Source organism: Streptomyces sp. NPDC043908, assembly GCF_056435525.1.
Genome location: NZ_JBWKEI010000003.1, coordinates 157819 through 175031 on the forward strand (window position 1 = coordinate 157819; position 17213 = coordinate 175031).

Consider the following 17213-nt stretch of genomic DNA (forward strand, 5'->3'; position numbering starts at 1 on the left):
ACGGCCACCGGAAGGGACGGAACCTTCGGACCGGCCAGCCCCCACGCCCCACGCGACGCGACGCGAAAGGACGAAAGCGCCATGGCGGACACCGTCACCCGGACCCAGGTCGGCATCGTCGGCGCCGGCCCGGCCGGACTCATGCTCTCGCACCTGCTCGCCCGCTCCGGCATCGACTCGGTGGTGGTCGACCACCGCACCCGCGCCGAGATCGAGGGCACCAGCCGCGCGGGCATCCTGGAGGCCGACAACGTCCGGCTGCTCACCGACTCCGGGGTGTCCGACCGGGTGCGGCGCGAGGGACGCCCGCACGACGGCATCGACCTGCGCTTCGGCGGCGAGAGCCACCGCGTGGACTTCCGCGCCCTGGTCGGGGAGAGCGTATGGCTCTATCCGCAGACCGAGGTGTTCACCGACCTCGCCGACGCCCGCGCCCGCGACGGCGGAGACGTACGCTTCGGCGTCTGTGGCACCCGGGTCGTCGACCTCACCTCCGAGCGCCCCGGCATCCTGTTCACCGACGCCGACGGGGCGGCGCGCGACATACGCTGCGACGTCCTGGTCGGCGCGGACGGCTCGCGCGGGGTGTGCCGCTCCGCGGTGCCCGAGGCGGAGCGCACCCACTACGTCCGGGAGTACCCCTACGCCTGGTTCGGCGTCCTCGTCGAGGCCCCGCCCAGCGCCCCCGAACTCGTCTACACCCACTCCCCACGCGGCTTCGCCCTGATCAGCCAACGTACGGAGTCCGTGCAGCGCATGTACTTCCAGTGCGACCCCGACGAGGACCCGGCCGCCTGGACCGACGACCGGATCTGGGCCGAGCTCCAGGAACGGGTGCGCGGCGCGGACGGCTTCACCCTCAAGGAGGGCCCCGTCACCGACCGCTCGCTCCTGCGCTTCCGCAGCTTCGTGTGCGAGCCCCTGCGCCACGGCAACATGCTCCTGGCCGGCGACGCCGGCCACACCGTCCCGCCCACCGGAGCCAAGGGCCTCAACCTGGCGCTCGCCGACGTCCGGCTGCTCGCCGAAGCCCTGGAGACGGCACTGACCACACGCGACCGCGCGGCCCTCGACACGTACGGGCCGCGCGCCCTGCACCGCGTCTGGCGCGCCCAGCACTTCTCGTACTGGATGACGACGATGCTCCACCGCGCCCCCGGCGCCACCGACTTCGACGTCCGCCGCCAGCTCGGGGAGCTGGCCGCGGTGGCCGACTCCACGGCCGGCTCCACCTACCTCGCGGAGGCGTACACGGGGTGGAGCGAGCGCCGGCCGGGGCCGGGCGGGGCGCGGGCCGCGCGGTGAGGGCGGGCGCCGGGCCGCTCCCAGGTTGACGGAAAGCCTACTGTGGTCCGGGGCGGGCCCTTCCGTACATTCGGGGAACGCTTCTGTCCGAGTACCGCAGCAGGTTCTTCATCCTTCGCACCGGTCGCGGGCCGCGTCCCGGCCGGGCGCGAGGGGGCAAGGGGACCAAGCCGGGATGAGTGACCGCGAGATCGTTCTCATGACCGACCACAGCTCGACGGAGGGCAGCCGCGCCGCCCTGGCCGCCGCCGTGGAGCTCCTGACGGGACGGCCGCCGGTGCCGGTCGACGCACGGCACTTCCTGACCGGCGGGTCCGGCCGGACGCGTGTCGTGGACCGTGCCGTACGTCTGGAAGTGCCGACGGAGGGCCTGGTGGTCACCCCGTCGGTCCTCCTCGTCTACGAGGTCCAGCCGCCCGAACGCCGCCGCTTCGAACCGTTCCAGCGGCTGATGGCCCGTTACGGGACGGTCTCCCTGGGCACGGACGCCGACGCGTGGCGGGCGGCCACCGACAAGGACCTGACGACGGCCCGGTTTGCCCTGCACGGCATTCCGCACATGGAGACCGTGACCCTGGAGCGGCCGAGCGTGGACGTGGCGGCGGCCGCGTTCGAGCGTCTCGGCCGGGACGTCTGGGCCCGGCCCGCACGCGGTACCTGCGGCGACGACGTCCGGCACATCACCACGTTCGCGCAGCTCTTCAAGGCGCTCGCCCACTTCGCCGACACGGAGCAGACGTGGCTGATCTCCCGGGACGCCCGGAACTTCAACGCCGCCGGGCAGCGCCACCAGTTCCGCGTGTCCGTGCTCGACGGGCGCGCGGTGCAGGCGTGCGAACACGTCCAGGCCCACCCGGACGAGCCCTGCAACGAGGCCCAGGGCGCCGCCTGCACCCCGATGCCGGTGGACGACCTGCCGGTGGACCTCTGCGAGCTGGCGGTCGCCGCCACCAAGGCCGTGGGGCTGCGCTTCGGCGGCGTCGACCTCGCCGTCGAGGACGGCGGCGCGGTGTTCGAGGTCAACGTGCATCCGATGCTGGGCGCGGCCCATCCGGCGGAGTCGGTGGCGGTCCCGTATGTGGAGGCGCATCTGGCCATGCTGTGACGGATGGCCGGACCGTCCCGCCGGGGAGCACGCCGGCCGCCACAAGGCGGTGCGGGCCGGGCCCCGCGCGGCGCGGGGCCCGGCCTAAGCGCCGGCGGCCAGGTAGTGGTTGTGCACCCGCGCGACCTTCGGCTCCGGGCCCTGGGGCAGGCCGGTCTCGGCCGCGAGCGGGGTCACGACCGACATGAACGTCTGCATGGCCTGCTCGGACTCCCACAGGTCGGTGATCTGCACACCCCCGCCCGTCTCGACGCAGATGTGGGCCAGACAGCCCTCGAAGGGGTTGCCGGGCAGAGCCCGGAGCTTGGCGTGGAGGGCGTCGTACTGGTCCGTCGTCACACCCGGCAGTTCGACCTGCATCAGAATCGCCATGGGGTTCTCCTCCGCGAAACGGGGTTCCCGTCCTCCCCGCCGCCCTGGTGACGGCCCGTACCCACGGACAGCAGAGCACGCCAGGACCCGCCGGGCATCCCCTTCGGCGCCGGACGAGTGGCCTGTCCTGCGGCGATAGCGGTGCGTGAGCGTTCCGGATGCGCGGGGTGCGCAGCGCTGCTTCTCTGGTGGCGTCCGCTCCCCCCCCAGAACTCAGGAGTGATCATGAGCATTGCAGACGAGACCGGTGGCCGTGCCCGGCAGATGCGCCAGAAGGCGGAGCAGCTGGAGCAGGCCGCCGAGCGCGCGAGCGACCCGGCCGAGCGTGACCGGCTGAAGCAGAAGGCGCGCCGGCTGCAGGAGGAGAGCAGGCAGACCGACCAGATGGGCAGTGGCGGCATCGACCCCATGTGACACCCCCGCAGGGGAGCCCCTCGCACGCGTGCGACGCGCGAACTCCCCGCGTGAGTGACCGGGCCGGCCGGTGACACCCCCGCGACGACGCGGGAGCACGGTGTCACCGGTCGGCCTCCGCCGTCACGGGGAGAGCGAGCGTCGCCCGGGCCCCCCGGTGGCCCCAGCGCGACTCGGCCGCCCGGCCGGGGCCCCGGAAGGCTCTTCCGGGGCCCCTTCGCGGCCGCGCGGCCGGCCGTCCGCTAGGGAGTGTTCGCCCCGTCGGTGACGAAGGTCCGGCGGGCCGCCCGGCGCCAGCGGTTGGCGGGCAGGGAGGGGCGCAGCACGGCGAGGGCGCCGCAGTACTTGGTGAAGACGGCGGGCCGCACCCGGTGGGCGTGGAGCAGGCGGTCCGCCTCGGTGAGGTGGTCGGCCGACTTCGTCTCGACCAGGACGAGGCCGCCGTCGCACCGCACCCGGCTCCCGGTGCGCAGGTCGACGCAGACCAGCCCGGCGTCGCAGGTGATGCGCTGCCCGTCGGCCACGAACGTCGAACGGAGGTAGTCCGTGCTGAGCGAGGACCGCAGCACCGGCGGCGGGGCGATGCCGTACGCGCGGTGCAGGGTGTCCGCGAGGAACGCCCGGGGTGTGTCGTCCAGCGGAGTCTGATCGCCGGTCAGCGGGACGCGGTGCTTGACGGTGTCGCCGCGGCCGCCCTTGAGCTTGATCTCGAACTGCCGCTCCCCGCTGTCCGCGTAGAGGCGCTCGCGGATCTTGAAGCGGCAGCGGCGGCCCTGGCGGTGGTCGTGGAAGGAGCGCAGTTCGGGGGTGTCGAAGTAGACGGAGTGGTAGCGGAAGGCGCGGCGGCCGTCGATGGTCAGGGCCCGGAACGGCTCGCCGCCGGGGGAGGGCCGGGTGAGACGGCCGATCACCCGCAGGAAGGTCGCGGCGGGCACGAGGTAGCTGCGGTCGAAGCGGGCGAGCAGGGCGGACCGCTCGTTGAGTTCGGCGAGCGAGACGGGCTCGGCCCGGTGGGCGGCTTCGTCGATGGCCCGGACGGCCGCCGTCGGGGCCGGCAGGAAGGTGTCGGTGCTCATACGGCGTCCACGAGGGTCTCGGGGCGGTGCGCGGTCCCGGCGCCCCGGCGGGCGGCGCCGACGCCCGGTTCGCGGTAGCGGACGTCGACGACCATCAGGTCGCGTACGAAGTCGATCTCCATGACCGTCCAGTGCAGCGGCTCGCCCAACCGGCGCGCGAGGTCCGCGCGGAGCGCGGCGGGGTCGCCGTGCACCGCGTCGAGGGTGACCACCGAGCGGCGTACCCCCGACAGCAGCCGGGGATGGTCCGCGGTGTAGACGACCAGCAGGAGGACGGCGCTCAGCGTGGCCGCGAGCCAGAACCCCAGGTGCGGCAGCCCGCACAGGAGCCCCAGGACGAGCGTGGTGAAGTAGTACGCCACCTCCTCGTGCTGGACGGCGTCGGAGCGCAGCCTGATGATCGACAGGACGCCGAAGAGACCGAACCCGAGCGCCATGCCGCCGCTGCCGCCGACTTCGGCGAGGGCCGCGACGATGGTGAACAGGGCCACGTTCAGGGCGAGATACGCGGGTACGAGGTCGCGCCGCCGGTGTCTCGGGTAGTAGATCGCGAAGGTCAGCAGGCATATCGCCGTGAGGTCGAGACCGAGGTGGGCGGTGAGGTGACGCAACGAGTCCAAGGCTCCGCTCCCTGTGCGTACGGGGTGGGACCCCCAGACTCTAGGAGTACGCAGGGTGACCGGTTGGCAACTTCCCGAGGAACAACACGGATCGCTGACGGGGGCGGAGGGTATTTGTCCGATACCGCACGGCTGGTGTCGTGTTCCGCGCTCTTGCCGGACCGCTCCTGCCGGCGGTCGAGGAGGCCGGGCGCCTCGGCTACCGGCCGCGTACCATCGCCACGAGCCCCTCCACCACCCGCACCAGCTCCGCGGGGCTGCCCGCCGTCCTGAGGTCCGTCCGGTACGTGCCGTTGACGAGGAAGGCGGGGACGGTCTGGACACCCGCCCTGCGCGCCTGCGCCTTGACGGCGGCCAACTGGCCCTTCAGGCCGAAGGAGTCGAGGACCGCGAGGTAGCGGGCGCGGTCGACGCCGAGCCCGGCGACGAAGTCCGCCTGCTCCTCGGGCTCGGCCAGCCGCCTCCCCTCGCGCTGGACGGCCTCGTGGACGGCCCGCATCGTCTCCGTGTCGGCGTGCCCCAGGGCCTCCAGCGCGAAGTGCAGCCGCGCGTGCGCGTCCCACGGGCCGCCGAAGGGCGCCGGCACACGGACGAACGTCACCCCGCTCTGCCGTCCCGCCCAGCGGCGCACGGACGGCTCGATGGCGTACGAGTGCGGGTCCCCGTACCAGAAGAACTCCCACACCTCGACCGTGCCGGCCGTGGTCCTCGGGGCGGGCGGGGACAGCTCCACATACCGTCCGCCCGTCGGAATCTCGTCTGCCATGTGCTGCTCTTCCTCACCTGTGTACCGGCGCCGCCCCGGTCGGCCGCGGCCGGGCCGTGGCGCCGGTTTTCCGCGCCGGGCGCGGTCCGCTTGCGCTGGAGTGCGCTCCAACCCCTAGTTTCGTGCATATGAACAGCGCACAGAACTCCGAAGCCGTGTCCCCCGTCCCTTCCACCGCCGCCGCAGGGCCCGCCGACGAGCGCTTCGAGCGCGGCCTGGCGCTGCTGCGGAAGGTCGGCGGCCAGGAGCGGCCCGCCGTGCTCGACAGCCTCGCGGACATCGCCCCCGACCTCGGTCGGATGACCGTCTCCTTCGGCTACGGGGAGCTCCTGGCGAACGACCGGCTCACCCTGGAGCAGCGCGAGCTCGCCACCGTCGCCGCACTGGCCGCGATGGGCACGGCCGCTCCCCAGCTGCGCTTCCACATCGACGGCGCGCTGAACGTGGGCGTCACCCCGGCCGAGGTGCTGGAGGTGCTCATCCACACCGCCGTGTACGCGGGGGTGCCCGCGGCGCTCAACGGCATCGCGGTGGCCCGCGAGGCGTTCCGCGACCGGCCAGGACTCGCCCACGAACCGGTCGCCGCCGGCGAGCGCGGGCAGCGCTACGAGCGGGGCCTCGCCAAGCTCGCGGAGGTCGACGGCCACGCGGGGGAGGCCGTCGTCGCCTCGCTCCAGGACATCGCCCCCGACCTCGGGCGGTACATCATCGAGTTCGCGTTCGGCGACGTCTACTCCCGCCCCGGCCTCGACCTGAAGTCCCGTGAGCTGGCCACCGTCGCGATGTGCACCGCCCTCGGCACGGTCGCCCCGCAGCTGCGCGTGCACGTCCACGGCTTCCTCAACGTCGGCGGCACCCGCGAGGAGGTCGTCGAGGTCATCACGCAGATGGCCGGGTACGCCGGGTTCCCGGCGGCGCTCAACGGGATCGCCGCCGCCCGCGAGGTGTTCGCGGAGCGGGACCGCTGACCCCGCCCCACGGGCCTACCCGCCCGTGAGGCAGGGGTCAGCGGTTTCCGCCGCGGGGAGATCCCGGCGGGGCCGTCAGCCTTCGGTGTCCGCGAAGGCCACGCGCATACTGCGCTTCAGCGCCTTCCCCGTGACGCCCACGTGTTCCTCGGCGCCCTTGACGAGGACCTTCGCCACCAGCGGCCAGCCGCGCTCCGCGAGCAGGGCGTTGACCCGTGACCGCAGGTCCGCCAGCTCCTCCTCCGAGGACGGCACGTCGATGCTGAGCACGGGCACCTGGCGGTCGTCGCCCTCACCGCTGTCGACACCCACGACCGAGCAGTCGACGAGGTTGGGGAAGTGGCGCAGTATCAGCTCCTCGGTCTGGGCGCTGTAGAGGACGCCGTGCGCGGTGCTGATCCGGTCGGTGGTCCGGTCGACGTGGTAGTAGAGGCCGTCCTCGCCGCGGTAGGCGAGATCGCCGGTGAGCCAGTAGCCCTGGATCCGGTTCTTCTCGCTGAGCAGGCTGTTGTTCCAGTAACCCCCCGTGATCGTGGGCGACTTGAGGGCGAGGCGGCCCACCGTCCCGTCCGCCACGGGCTCGTCGTCCGCGTCGAAGATCTCGACCTCCACCCAGGCGAAGGGGCGGCCGATGCACCGCTGGTAGCGGTCGCTGGTCGGCGTGTGCACCGTACGGAACATGGCGAAGCCGAACTCGGACGAGCCGAAGTTGTCGATGAACAGCGAACCGGGCCGCGGGTTCCCGTCCCGGTCGACGTGGTTGCCGCGCGCCACCAGCTTGCGTATGTGCCGTTCGTGGTTGGCGTCGCCGGTGGACATCCACCGGGCGACCGAGGACAGGTCGTAGGCGTCGAGATCGACGCGGCACAGGTCGACGAAGGTCTTCGGGAAGCCCGCCACCAGGTGCGGGCGGAACTCCTGGATGGCGAGGGCGATCTCCTCGGGACCGCGGCGGGTCGCGAGCAGCGTGGTGGCACGCCGGGCGACCGCCGACATCAGCACCGAGATCGCGGACGCGTGGCTCTGCGGCAGGGCCGAGAGGATACGGGTGCCGAGATCGGCCCGGATCTGCTGCCGGACGCCGAAGAAGAACCCCTTGTGGTTGAACTGCACGGCCTTGGGGATGCCGGTGGTCCCCGAGGTGTGGGCGATGAGCACCGGGTCGTCGTCCTCGTGGGTGAAGAGCTTGTAGGCCCCCTGACCGTACGGCTCCTGGGTGTAGTACGTGATCGGTAACCGGTCCTCGGCGAGCCGCTCGGGGTCGGTGACCACGGCCGCCGCCCCGACGTGCTCGACGAACCGCGCCGCGGTCCCGGAGGGGAGCGAACTGTTCACGAACACCGGAATGGCACCGATCTTCGTCAGCGCGATGTAGTGCACGAGATAGCGCACGCTCTCGGCCACATGGACCGCCACCGGGTCCTTGGGGCGGATGCCGTCGGCGTAGTACCCGGCGGCCACCCGGTCGGTGAGCTCGTCGAGCGCCGCCAGGGTGAGCCGGTCGTGGCGGGCCCCGGTGGGAGCGCGATAGGGCCGGTCGAGTTCGATCACGGTCTCGGCCGTCTCGCTCGCGGCCGCCGCCAGCCGGAAGAAGTTGCCCGCGCCGAGGCCGTCGGTCTCGATCAGGCCGATGAGGTCGGCGGCGGAGTCCCTGCGGTCGGTCGTCATGTGTATCGCTCCATCGCTGTACGGATGTCCTGGGGGATGGGGATCGGGCCGTGCCCTTCGAGCGACGTGGTCACCAGCACCGCGCGGATACGGGCGCGCACGTCCTGGCCCGGCGACCCGGTACAGGCGTAGCGCAGCTCGAACGAGGACTTGCCGATGCGTTCGACGGTGAGCGTGATGTCCAGCGCGTCGCCGAGCCGGCTCGGCGCGAGGAAGTCGCATTCCAGGCGGACGGTGGGAATGCCGATCCGCCGCTCGGCGAACAGTCCCGCGTAGCCGACCTCCAGCCCCGTCTCGAACCAGTCCTGGAGCACCTCGTTGACGAGCAGCAGATACTGCGGGTAGAAGACGATGCCCGCCGGATCGCAGTGGTGGAAGAAGACGCGCTTGCGCTGGGTGAAGCCGGCCGGGCCGGCTTCAGAGGGAGGCGGTGCCACCGCTCGCTCCTTCCCGCTCGGCCGACGGAGCGGAGCCGCCGTCGGCGCCGCGCAGACGGAAACGCTGGATCTTGCCGGTGCCGGCCCGGGGGAGTTCGGCGCAGAACGTGATGAGGCGCGGATACTTGTAGGGCGCCATCTCGGCCTTGGCGAACCGCTGGAGTTCCAGGACGAGTTCGGGCGAGGGCGTGTGCCCCTCCGCCAGCACGACGTGGGCCCGCACCACCGCCCCGCGCTCGTCGTCCGGCGCGGCGACCGCCGCGCACTCCTTCACCGCCGGATGGGTCAGGAGGGTGGCTTCGACCTCGACGGGCGAGATGTTGTACCCGGCCGACACGATCATGTCGTCGAGGCGGGCGTGGTAGTGCAGATAACCGTCCTTGTCGGCCCAGCAGGCGTCGCCGGTGAGGTTCCAGCCGTTGCGTACGTAGTCCGCCTGCCGCGCGTCGTCCAGGTAGCGGCAGCCCGTCGGCCCCTTGACGGCCAGCGCGCCGACCTCGCCGTACGGCAGGGGGCGCCCGGCGTCGTCGACGACCGCGGCGAGGTAGCCGGGCACCGGGCGTCCGAGCGCGCCGGGCCGGGTGGCGGCCTCGTCCCCGCGCATCGCGATGAAGATGTGCAGCATCTCGGTGGAGCCCAGCCCGTCGATCAGGTCGTGGCCGGTGCGCTGCTTCCACATCTTGCGGGTGACGGGCGGCAGCGGTTCCCCCGCCGAGACGCATTCGCGCAGCGAGGACAGCCGGTACGGGGCGGGGTCCATGCACATCGCCCGGTACGCGGTGGGTCCGCTGAAGCAGACCGTGGCCCGGAACTCGTCGATCGCCCGGGCGAGTTGGCGGGGTGCGGCCCGGTCGAGCAGGACGACGGAGGCGCCGATGTGCAGGGGGAAGAGCAGCAGCCCGCCGAGGCCGTAGGTGAACGCCAGGGAGGGAGTGCCGATGAAGCGGTCGTCGCTGGTGGCCCGCAGCGTGTGCTGGGGGAAGGAGCGGCACACCGCCATCACGTCACGGTGGGAGTGCACGGTCGCCTTCGGCATCCCCGTGGTGCCGGAGGTGAAGGCGATCAGGCAGGGATCGGTGGCGGCGGTGTCCGCGGGGGAGAACCGGCCGGGGTGCCGGGCCATGGCCTCTTCGAGGCCGACGCCCACGCCCGGGTCCGTGTCATCCCGCGTCGCGCCCGGGTAGTACATCGTCCGCAGCGCCCTCCCGCCCGTGCGGGCCGCCTCCAGTTCGGCACTGAGGGCGGACTCGCACAGCGCGTGGCTGATGCGTGCCTTGTCGATGACGTACGCGAGTTCCTTGGCGCGCAGCAGCGGCATCGTGGCCACCACCACCCCGCCGGCCCGCACCACGGCCAGCCAGATCGCCACCATCATCGGGGTGTTGGTGCCCCGCAGCAGCACCCGGTTGCCCGGCACCAGGCCCATGTCCTCGGTGAGGACGTGTGCGATGCGGGAGACGGTGGCGTGGAGTTCCGCGTAGGTCCAGCGCACTCCGTGCGGTGAGAGCACCGCGAGACGGCCCGAGCGGTCGGCAGCGCCGACGGGGCCGTCGAGAAGCTCGGTCGCGCAGTTGAGCCGGTCCGGGAAGCGCAGCGTGGGCAGGTCGAGCAGGGTGTCCGGCTGGAGGGCGGGGGGCGGTAAGTGGTCCTGCACGAAGGTGTCGAGGTGCCCGGTGCCCGTTTCGGGTGGCGCGGGAGGCGCGGAGGAGGACGGGGGCGGTGACGGGGCGGGAAAGGAGGATGGGGTGCTCAACTGCCTGCCCTTCGGGTGGCTTCCGGTCGGCTGACGCCTCATTCAAGGGGCGACGGCGGGGGAATGCGTTGACGATGCGTGCACGGTGGTGGCCTGTTCGTGCGCGGACCGCGCGTACCGTCCCCCGTGGCGTGGACGTGCCGCTACGGGGAAGTGGGGGGCAGGTGGTCGGGAGAGGGGGGCGAGTGCCGTCTCCGCCACGCTAGGGGGCATCCCGGCGGCGCGTAATCCCGCAGTTTAGGGATTGCGCAATGACGCGGAGCGTGAGGCCTTGGGGAGGGCTCGCTGGCTGAAATGCCTGTCCTGAACCGCCAGTTGGGCACCCCGGCCCCTTGGCCGGAACCGTGTGGAGCCCGGCAGGCGCGCCGCCGAGCGGGCTCTCCACTCATCCGCTCGCCGGGCCTCCAGGGCCGCCCACCGCCACGGCGGTGCGAGCACCGACCGGATCTCTGCGCAGGACGGCCGGAAGGCCTCCGGGGCACTCATCCCTGCCCGATCTGCCCGTAATGCGATCTTCGTACGTATGTGCGAGCCTGGTGGGGTTCACCCTCCGCGGTCCTTGAAGGAGGCAACGTCGTGGGTAAGAAGCAGACCCGGCAGAACCGTGGCGCCCGCACCGGCGGACACGAGCGCGCCGCGACGGCGGAGACGAAGGAGTCGACGGGGTCGCCCGCGGCACGGGAGGCGATGCACCCGGTCCCGCAGGAGACCTCCCACAAGCAGTCACGGAAGTTCGGGCACAACTGACCGCCGCCGCCGAAGCGGAAGGGGAGACGACGGCTACCCCGGGCGACGGGAGTTGACGGGGGAGCTAGTCGTGCGGCTGGGACCGGCCGCGGGCTTGACGTCTCCGGAGCCGCGCCGGGCGTTCCGCCCGGCGCGGCTCCGCGCGCGGTGCGGCGGGGCGTCAGCGCGGCCCGAAGAGGAACAGCGCGAGCAGTAGCAGGAGCAGCAGCGACCAGCCGAGCACGCCGACGCTCCGGCGGTGCGGGTTGCGCCCCTGGGGCCATGCGTCGACGTCGTGCGGGTCTCTGTCCATACGGGCCAGTTTACGAGCGGGCGGCCGGGGCGCGGCTATGCCGTGCGCCGCAGGCGCGCCGAGAGGTGGTGCTGGAGCGGTTGGCCGACCGCGGCCAGGTCGTGGACGAAGGTGAGGGTGTCGTCGCCGGTGAGCGTGTAGCGGCGCCGGGTCGCGGTCACCTCCTTGGCGGTCGGGGTGAGGGCCACCTGGTCGGCCGAGAGGTCGACCGTGTTCTCGCCCGCGTGGCCGACCGCGATCTCCGCGATGCCGGTCGGCTGGGTGATCAGCGCCTCCACCCGGCCGTCCGCCTGGAGCCGCCACCAGCCGCTCTCCCGCGCCGAGGGGCGCAGCGGCGCGTCGTCGACACCGAGCAGCCAGGCCCGTGCCTCGTACCGCAGGAAGGGGCGCCCGTCGTGGCTGAAGACGACTTCCTGCGCGTAGGAGAACTCCCCGTCGATCGTCGGATACGCCCCCTGGCCCCGGCCGTGCCAGGTGCCGATGAAGCCCAGCACCGGCCCCAGCAACTCGTGCGGTGCGGGCACGTCGTCGATGCGCCCGCTGTCGGGGTACGGGTTGTCCAGCACAGGGTCGAACACGGGGGCACTCCTGGGGTCGGGGGCGGCGGCCGGGCCGGCACCGGGTGGGTGAAGCCTAGAACGAGTACCCCCGGGCGACGGGCTTACCGCCCCGCTGTCGGCGGGTGGTGGGCCTGCCGTGGTGGTCCCGTCGAGGGCCGCGCGGCCGCCCCCCGTACGGTTCCGGCTCACGCCCGCCCCTCGACGGCTGCGGACCGGCGCCCTCAGGTCGTCGGCGCCCCTACCGGACCGGCCGGGGATCCACCGGCGTCAGCACCCCGAGCCGGTCCTCGACCGCCTGGGCCGCGTCCAGGCACAGGTCCTCGCGGAAGGGACGCCCGATGATCTGCACCCCGCAGGGCAGCCCGTCGGTCAGCCCGGTCGGCACGGCCACGGCCGGTACACCCACGAAACTCGTCGCCGTACACAGGCGCATCGCCGAGGCGACCCGGTCCCGGCCCGCCCTGTCGCGCGACTCGAGACCTGGCTCGACCGGCGGCTCGGTGAACGACGGACCGAGCACGAGCGGGTACGTGTCGAGGAACTCCGCCCAGGAGCGGCGGATGTTCATCCACGTGCCCATGAGCCGCATGACCTCGTCCGCGTTGGTGGCGGGCGGGGTCCGCTCCATCGCCATCTCGATGTAGCGGTGGCCGCCGTCGCCCAGAAGGGTGCGCACCACGGGCCAGTTGGGGGCGAACTCGGTCACGGTGATCCGGTCGTACGCTTCGAGGGTCTCGTCCAGCCGGGGCACGTCCGCCACGTCGCACACGTCGTACCCGGCGTCGCGGAGCGCGTCGGCTGCCCGCTGGAGCGCCGCCGCGACCGCGGGGTGGACGCCGCGGCCGCCGGGGTCCGCGACGACCGCCACCTTCACGGCACCGGGCAGCGGGGCGCCGTACGCGGGCACCGGAACGGCACGCGGGTCCCGGGGATCGGTGCCGGCCAGAACCTCGTAGGCCAGGCGCAGATCGGCCACGCTTCGGGCCAGCGGTCCGTCGGTGACCAGCGTCTGGGAGGCCGGGCCCGGGTCGTCCGGCCCCAGGACGCGGTGGTCGGCGGGGAAGCGCCCGGGGGTCGGCTTGAGCCCCGCCACTCCGCAGAACTGGGCGGGGACACGGATGGATCCGCCGGAGTCGTTGCCCAGCCCGATCGCCGCCATGCCCGTGGCGACGGCCACCGCGTCACCCCCACTGGTGCCGCCGGGCGTCCGCTCGTGGTCCCACGGGTTGAGCGTGTCGCCGAACAGCTCGCTGCGGGTGTGCATCCCGGCCAGGATCAGGGTGGGCATGTTGCTGTGGCCGATGGGGACGGCGCCCGCGGCACGCAGCCGGGCCACCGGGGGTGCGTCGGCCGGGGCGACCAGATCGCGGAAGCGCGGCACGCCGAAAGTGGTCGGCACGCCCTCGATCGGCGTGGACTCCTTCACCGTGAACGGTACGCCCGCGAGCGGTCCGAGGGCCTGTCCCGCGGCCCGCCTGCGGTCGGTCCGCTCCGCGCTTTCGCGGGCGCGGTCGGCCAGAAGCTGGGTGACGGCGTTCACCTGCGGATTGACCGCGGCGATGCGTTCCAGATGGCTCTCGACAAGGTCGACGGCCGACACCTCCCCGCTCCGTACGGCCGCCGCCTGTGCCGTCGCCGGCCTGCGCCACAACGCGTCCCGCATGGTTCGCACTCTCCCGCCCTTGTTCCGATGCGCTTGCATCGGAACCATATCCTGCTTACCGATGCGAGTGCATCGAATAAAGTGGCCGCCTCGGCGCGAGGAACGCGAGGAGCGCGGTGAACACGGCCCATGGAGGCGGACGGGATGCCCAAGCAGGTGGACCACGAGGAACGGCGCCGTCTCATCGCCGACGCCGTGTGCCGGCTCGCCGACGAGCGCGGGCTGGAGGGGGTGACCCTGCGCGATGTCGCCGCCCGCGCGGAGGTGTCGATGGGGGCGGTCCAGCGCTGCTTCCGCACCAAGGAGGAGATGCTGGTCTTCGCCCTGGGCGTGGTCGGTGAGCGGATCACCGCGCGCGTACGGGCCCGTCTCGTGGCGAGTCCGGTCCAGTCGGCCGCGACCGCGCTGGGCCACGCGGTCGGCGAGGTCTCCCTGCTGGCGCCGGAACACCGTGCCGAGGCCCGGGTGTGGCTCGCGTTCGTCGCCCAGGCGGCCGTGAACGAGGCGCTGGCCGGCATACTGAAGGCCAACTACGCGTCCCTGCACGAGGTGTTCGCCCGGCTCATCGAGGAGGCCGACGAGAGCGGCGCACCCGGGAAACCCGTCGACGCCCGGCCCTCAGCCCTCCAGCCCTCCGCCTCCCAGCCCTCCGCCTCCCGGCCCCCCGCCGACCAGCCCCTGGACCCCCAGCACGAGGCCCGCGCGCTGCTGGCGCTCGCCGACGGGCTCACCGCACACGTCCTCGTCGGCCACCTCACCGCGCGCCAGGCCCAGGACGTCCTGCACACCCATGTGTCCCGGCTGTGGGAGCGGCCGGCCCGCCCTCGCTCAGGCTGAACCGGGCGGGGTGGAGCGACGTGTGCACGTCATGTCGAGCGGGCCAGGCCCCAGCGTGCCGCGCACCCGAACATGCAGGGTCGCCCCGGGATCGGGCGTCAGCTCCCAGCGGCTGCACACCGTGGCCAGCGCCAATGTCATCTCGGTGAGCGCGAACTGGTCGCCGATGCACTTGCGGTTGCCCCCGCCGAAGGGCACGTGCGCCCCCCGGGGAAGCGCTTCCTCGTCGGCGGCCCAGCGGTCCGGGTCGAAACGCTCCGGGTCGGGGAACAGGTCGGGCTGGTGGTGCAGGAGGTAGGCGCTGTAGAGGAGCGCGGTGCCCTTGGGCAGGGGGTGACCGGCGAGAGTGGTGTCGGTCGTGGTGACGCGGGTGAAGAACCAGCCCGCCGGATACATCCGCATCACCTCGTGGATGACGCGCTGCGTGTAGGCCAGACCGTCCAGATCGGCGGGTGTGGCCGTGCGCCCCGCCAGGGTGGCGTCCACCTCCGCGTGCACCTGCTCCCGTACCTTCGCGTCCTGGCTGATCAACCACAGGGCGAAGGCGAGGGTGTTGGCCGTGGTCTCGAAACCGGCGCCGATCATCACCATCAGCTGGTCGCGGATGTCCGTGTCGGACATCGGCTCGCCCGTGTCGTCGTCGTGGGCGTTCAGCAGCATCGACACCAGGTCGTGCTCGCCGGGTGCCGCCCGCCGCGCGGCGATGATGTCGTCGATGGCACGGTGCAGCCGCCGACAGGCCTGCCGGTAGCGGCGGTTGCTCCGGGTGGGCAGCCGGTAGAGCGGCCCGAGCGGCAGCATCACCCTCTGGTAGATGCCGTCGATGACGGTGTGCAGGCTCTCCAGCACCTCGGCCACCGCCGAGTCCTCCGCCTCGGCGGCCAGCACGCTGCGGGTGACGATGCGCAGGGTCAGCGTGGTCAGCGCGGCGGTGACGTCCAGCCGTTGACCGGGCCGCCAGGCGGTGGTCATCCGGTCCACCTCCTCGCCCATCACCACCCCGTACCCCTCGATACGGCCGGGCTGGAAGGCGGGCTGCATCTGGCGGCGCTGCCAGCGGTGTTCACGCCAGCCCGCCATCGGCAGACTGCTGCCGAACAGCACCCGCGCCTTGTCGAAGAACGGGCCGCCCTTGTCGAAGGTCCGCGAGTCGGTGAGCATCTGGTGCGCCGCGTCCGGGCGGCAGACGACATAGGCCGGCCACGGCCCCATCCCGATCCGTACGAGGTCCCCGTGGGCCGGCAGCGAGGAGAGGAACTCCAAGGGGCGGGAGTGGAGTTGCCAGGCGTGGCCGAGCAGCGGCAGACCGCCGGGAGCCACACCGGCGCGCGCCGGTGAGGGGGTGGTGGTCACAGCGGGACACCTCCAGGGGAGACATGCCGGGCCCTGTGCGCGGCAGGCCGTCGGCTTCCGACTATCCTCCCCGCGCCCCCGTACGGGAACCCGGCGCGAAGCAGCCCGCGAGGGCGCGGCGGGGACGGTCAGCACCCCCTTGCCCCTGGCCCCGTACGAGGAGGGCGACGCACCTCCTCGACGCGAGCGCGGCGTCCGCCCCGAGGCTGCCGGGGCACGGCATCGGGGAGGGGAGGGCTTCGGGGAGGGGAGGGGTTCAGCGCCCACGTTGCGGCTTGCGGTTGCCGTAACGTCAACTTCTAGTGTCCTCGGTGTGGCCGGAAAGACCGGCCCGGCGATGGGAGGCACGGCCATGACTTGGTCGATCGCGGACGTGGCCCGGATGTCCGGGGTGACGTCCCGGACATTGCGGCACTACGACGAGATCGGCCTGCTGCCGCCCGCGGGGATCGGCGCCAACGGGCACCGCCAGTACGAAGAGGCCGACCTGCTGCGTCTCCAGCAGATCCTGCTCATGCGGGAGCTGGGCCTGGGGCTGCGCGAGATCCAGGCCGTCCTGGACAGCCAGGCCGACCGGGTGGCGGTGCTCCGCGAGCACCACCGGCGCCTGCTCACCGAGCGCGACCGGCTGGAGACACTGGCGCGCACGGTCGGCCGCACCATCGCCGAACTGGAGGAGAACGAGGACACCACCATGGCGAGGATCAACCGCCCGGAGAACCTGTTCGAGGGCTTCGAGCACACCGACACCGAGACCGAGGCGGAGGTGCGGGAGAGGTGGCCGGAGGCCTGGGAGGAGTCCCGGCAGGCCGTCGAGACGATGACGCCCGACGACACCGAGCGCTGGCAGCGCGAGGTGACGGCGCAGATGATCCGCTTCGCGGAGTTCATGGTGGCCGGCACCCCGGTCACCGACCCCGCGGTGCAGGCCGAGACGCACCTCCACTACCAGGGGGTCTGCCGCTTCTGGACGCCGAACGCCGCCGCGTACAAGGGGCTGGGCCAGACCTACGTCGACGACCCGCGGTTCCGGGAGAACTTCGACAGGATCGCCGACGGGCTCGCGGTCTACCAGCGCGACGCGATGGTCGTCTACGCCGACGCCCGGCTCGGCTGACCCGCCGGCGCCGCGGCGTGCCGTCCCCGGTGGGGGGGGGGGGGGGGGGGGGGGGGGGGAACCACCCAAAAAAAACAACCACCCCCGAAGGGAGAGGAAAAAAAGGGGGTGGGGGGGGGGGGGTTTTGGTGTCCGAGGGTCGAAAAAGGGGCCTTTTCTC

General features: G+C 72.7%; 18 protein-coding genes. 7 read left to right on the forward strand and 11 right to left on the reverse strand.

Annotated elements, in window-relative coordinates; all coding sequences use genetic code 11:
• Positions 1 to 81 precede the first annotated feature (81 nt).
• Positions 82 to 1305: a 4-hydroxybenzoate 3-monooxygenase gene (locus AC069K_RS08695; protein WP_478613630.1), complete on the forward strand. Its 1224-nt coding sequence runs from the start codon at positions 82 to 84 to the stop codon at positions 1303 to 1305.
• Positions 1306 to 1480: 175 nt separating this feature from the next.
• Positions 1481 to 2410, forward strand: a complete 930-nt coding sequence (locus AC069K_RS08700; RefSeq protein WP_478613633.1) for an ATP-grasp domain-containing protein — start codon at positions 1481 to 1483, stop codon at positions 2408 to 2410.
• 84 nt (positions 2411 to 2494) lie between these two features.
• Here AC069K_RS08700 and AC069K_RS08705 read toward each other — a convergent pair whose 3' ends face one another.
• A complete protein-coding gene (locus AC069K_RS08705) occupies positions 2495 to 2782 on the reverse strand; it encodes a hypothetical protein (protein WP_478613636.1) in 288 nt (95 codons plus the stop codon).
• A 225-nt stretch (positions 2783 to 3007) separates the two neighbouring features.
• Here AC069K_RS08705 and AC069K_RS08710 point away from each other — a divergent pair, with 225 nt between their 5' ends.
• Positions 3008 to 3196 carry a DUF6381 family protein gene (locus tag AC069K_RS08710; protein ID WP_358834478.1) on the forward strand — a complete coding sequence of 63 codons (189 nt, stop codon included), beginning with the start codon at positions 3008 to 3010 and terminating at the stop codon, positions 3194 to 3196.
• 242 nt (positions 3197 to 3438) lie between these two features.
• Here the strand turns inward: AC069K_RS08710 and AC069K_RS08715 are convergent, their stop codons facing one another.
• From AC069K_RS08715 to AC069K_RS08725, 3 genes are all read right to left on the reverse strand, one after another.
• Positions 3439 to 4272, reverse strand: coding sequence for a polyphosphate polymerase domain-containing protein (locus AC069K_RS08715; protein ID WP_478613639.1), 834 nt, complete (start codon positions 4270 to 4272; stop codon positions 3439 to 3441).
• Positions 4269 to 4892, reverse strand: coding sequence for a DUF4956 domain-containing protein (locus AC069K_RS08720; protein ID WP_358832067.1), 624 nt, complete (start codon positions 4890 to 4892; stop codon positions 4269 to 4271). The genes AC069K_RS08715 and AC069K_RS08720 overlap by 4 nt, the downstream gene beginning before the upstream one ends.
• 199 nt (positions 4893 to 5091) lie before the next feature.
• Positions 5092 to 5658 carry a thiol:disulfide interchange protein DsbA/DsbL gene (locus AC069K_RS08725; RefSeq protein ID WP_478613642.1) on the reverse strand — a complete coding sequence of 189 codons (567 nt, stop codon included), beginning with the start codon at positions 5656 to 5658 and terminating at the stop codon, positions 5092 to 5094.
• A 128-nt stretch (positions 5659 to 5786) separates the two neighbouring features.
• Between AC069K_RS08725 and AC069K_RS08730 the strand changes: the two genes are divergently transcribed.
• Entirely contained in the window at positions 5787 to 6626 is an 840-nt protein-coding gene (locus AC069K_RS08730; protein ID WP_478613645.1) for a carboxymuconolactone decarboxylase family protein, read from the forward strand.
• Positions 6627 to 6701: 75 nt separating this feature from the next.
• Here AC069K_RS08730 and AC069K_RS08735 read toward each other — a convergent pair whose 3' ends face one another.
• Genes AC069K_RS08735 through AC069K_RS08745 form a run of 3 tightly spaced genes read right to left on the reverse strand, consistent with a single transcriptional unit; the run spans position 6702 to position 10526 of the window.
• The gene (locus AC069K_RS08735; protein ID WP_478613648.1) at positions 6702 to 8294 is read right to left on the reverse strand and encodes a class I adenylate-forming enzyme family protein; all 1593 of its coding nucleotides are present in this window, start codon (positions 8292 to 8294) and stop codon (positions 6702 to 6704) included.
• Positions 8291 to 8731, reverse strand: a complete 441-nt coding sequence (locus AC069K_RS08740; RefSeq protein WP_478613651.1) for an acyl-CoA thioesterase — start codon at positions 8729 to 8731, stop codon at positions 8291 to 8293. Before AC069K_RS08740 ends, AC069K_RS08735 begins: the two co-directional genes overlap by 4 nt.
• Complete coding sequence (locus AC069K_RS08745) at positions 8712 to 10526, reverse strand: AMP-binding protein (protein WP_478613654.1); 1815 nt, start codon at positions 10524 to 10526, stop codon at positions 8712 to 8714. The genes AC069K_RS08740 and AC069K_RS08745 overlap by 20 nt, the downstream gene beginning before the upstream one ends.
• Positions 10527 to 11060: 534 nt before the next feature.
• On the opposite strand from AC069K_RS08745, the gene AC069K_RS08750 reads away from it, so the two are divergent.
• Positions 11061 to 11231, forward strand: a complete 171-nt coding sequence (locus tag AC069K_RS08750; RefSeq protein ID WP_365106113.1) for a hypothetical protein — start codon at positions 11061 to 11063, stop codon at positions 11229 to 11231.
• A gap of 160 nt (positions 11232 to 11391) precedes the next feature.
• Here the strand turns inward: AC069K_RS08750 and AC069K_RS08755 are convergent, their stop codons facing one another.
• The 3 genes from AC069K_RS08755 to AC069K_RS08765 form a co-directional block, all read right to left on the reverse strand.
• Entirely contained in the window at positions 11392 to 11523 is a 132-nt protein-coding gene (locus AC069K_RS08755; protein WP_358832060.1) for a hypothetical protein, read from the reverse strand.
• Positions 11524 to 11558: 35 nt separating this feature from the next.
• Positions 11559 to 12101, reverse strand: coding sequence for a heme-binding beta-barrel domain-containing protein (locus tag AC069K_RS08760; protein ID WP_358832059.1), 543 nt, complete (start codon positions 12099 to 12101; stop codon positions 11559 to 11561).
• Positions 12102 to 12321: 220 nt separating this feature from the next.
• Complete coding sequence (locus tag AC069K_RS08765; protein WP_478613660.1) at positions 12322 to 13746, reverse strand: amidase; 1425 nt, start codon at positions 13744 to 13746, stop codon at positions 12322 to 12324.
• Between the two features lie 144 nt (positions 13747 to 13890).
• Between AC069K_RS08765 and AC069K_RS08770 the strand changes: the two genes are divergently transcribed.
• Complete coding sequence (locus AC069K_RS08770; RefSeq protein WP_478613663.1) at positions 13891 to 14583, forward strand: TetR/AcrR family transcriptional regulator; 693 nt, start codon at positions 13891 to 13893, stop codon at positions 14581 to 14583.
• Here the strand turns inward: AC069K_RS08770 and AC069K_RS08775 are convergent.
• The gene (locus AC069K_RS08775) at positions 14575 to 15936 is read right to left on the reverse strand and encodes a cytochrome P450 (RefSeq protein ID WP_365106101.1); all 1362 of its coding nucleotides are present in this window, start codon (positions 15934 to 15936) and stop codon (positions 14575 to 14577) included. The genes AC069K_RS08770 and AC069K_RS08775 overlap by 9 nt on opposite strands.
• A gap of 352 nt (positions 15937 to 16288) precedes the next feature.
• Between AC069K_RS08775 and AC069K_RS08780 the strand changes: the two genes are divergently transcribed.
• Positions 16289 to 17053, forward strand: coding sequence for a MerR family transcriptional regulator (locus AC069K_RS08780; RefSeq protein ID WP_365106298.1), 765 nt, complete (start codon positions 16289 to 16291; stop codon positions 17051 to 17053).
• Positions 17054 to 17213: the final 160 nt, after the last annotated feature.

Bases quoted from the DNA above. Each gene is read 5' to 3' on its own strand.
- AC069K_RS08695 (WP_478613630.1), top strand. From the start codon at position 82: ATGGCGGACACCGTCACCCGGACCCAGGTCGGCATCGTCGGCGCCGGC.
- AC069K_RS08700 (WP_478613633.1), top strand. From the start codon at position 1,481: ATGAGTGACCGCGAGATCGTTCTCATGACCGACCACAGCTCGACGGAG.
- AC069K_RS08705 (WP_478613636.1), bottom strand. From the start codon at position 2,782: ATGGCGATTCTGATGCAGGTCGAACTGCCGGGTGTGACGACGGACCAG.
- AC069K_RS08710 (WP_358834478.1), top strand. From the start codon at position 3,008: ATGAGCATTGCAGACGAGACCGGTGGCCGTGCCCGGCAGATGCGCCAG.
- AC069K_RS08715 (WP_478613639.1), bottom strand. From the start codon at position 4,272: ATGAGCACCGACACCTTCCTGCCGGCCCCGACGGCGGCCGTCCGGGCC.
- AC069K_RS08725 (WP_478613642.1), bottom strand. From the start codon at position 5,658: ATGGCAGACGAGATTCCGACGGGCGGACGGTATGTGGAGCTGTCCCCG.
- AC069K_RS08730 (WP_478613645.1), top strand. From the start codon at position 5,787: ATGAACAGCGCACAGAACTCCGAAGCCGTGTCCCCCGTCCCTTCCACC.
- AC069K_RS08735 (WP_478613648.1), bottom strand. From the start codon at position 8,294: ATGACGACCGACCGCAGGGACTCCGCCGCCGACCTCATCGGCCTGATC.
- AC069K_RS08745 (WP_478613654.1), bottom strand. From the start codon at position 10,526: ATGAGGCGTCAGCCGACCGGAAGCCACCCGAAGGGCAGGCAGTTGAGC.
- AC069K_RS08755 (WP_358832060.1), bottom strand. From the start codon at position 11,523: ATGGACAGAGACCCGCACGACGTCGACGCATGGCCCCAGGGGCGCAAC.
- AC069K_RS08765 (WP_478613660.1), bottom strand. From the start codon at position 13,746: ATGCGGGACGCGTTGTGGCGCAGGCCGGCGACGGCACAGGCGGCGGCC.
- AC069K_RS08770 (WP_478613663.1), top strand. From the start codon at position 13,891: ATGCCCAAGCAGGTGGACCACGAGGAACGGCGCCGTCTCATCGCCGAC.
- AC069K_RS08780 (WP_365106298.1), top strand. From the start codon at position 16,289: ATGACTTGGTCGATCGCGGACGTGGCCCGGATGTCCGGGGTGACGTCC.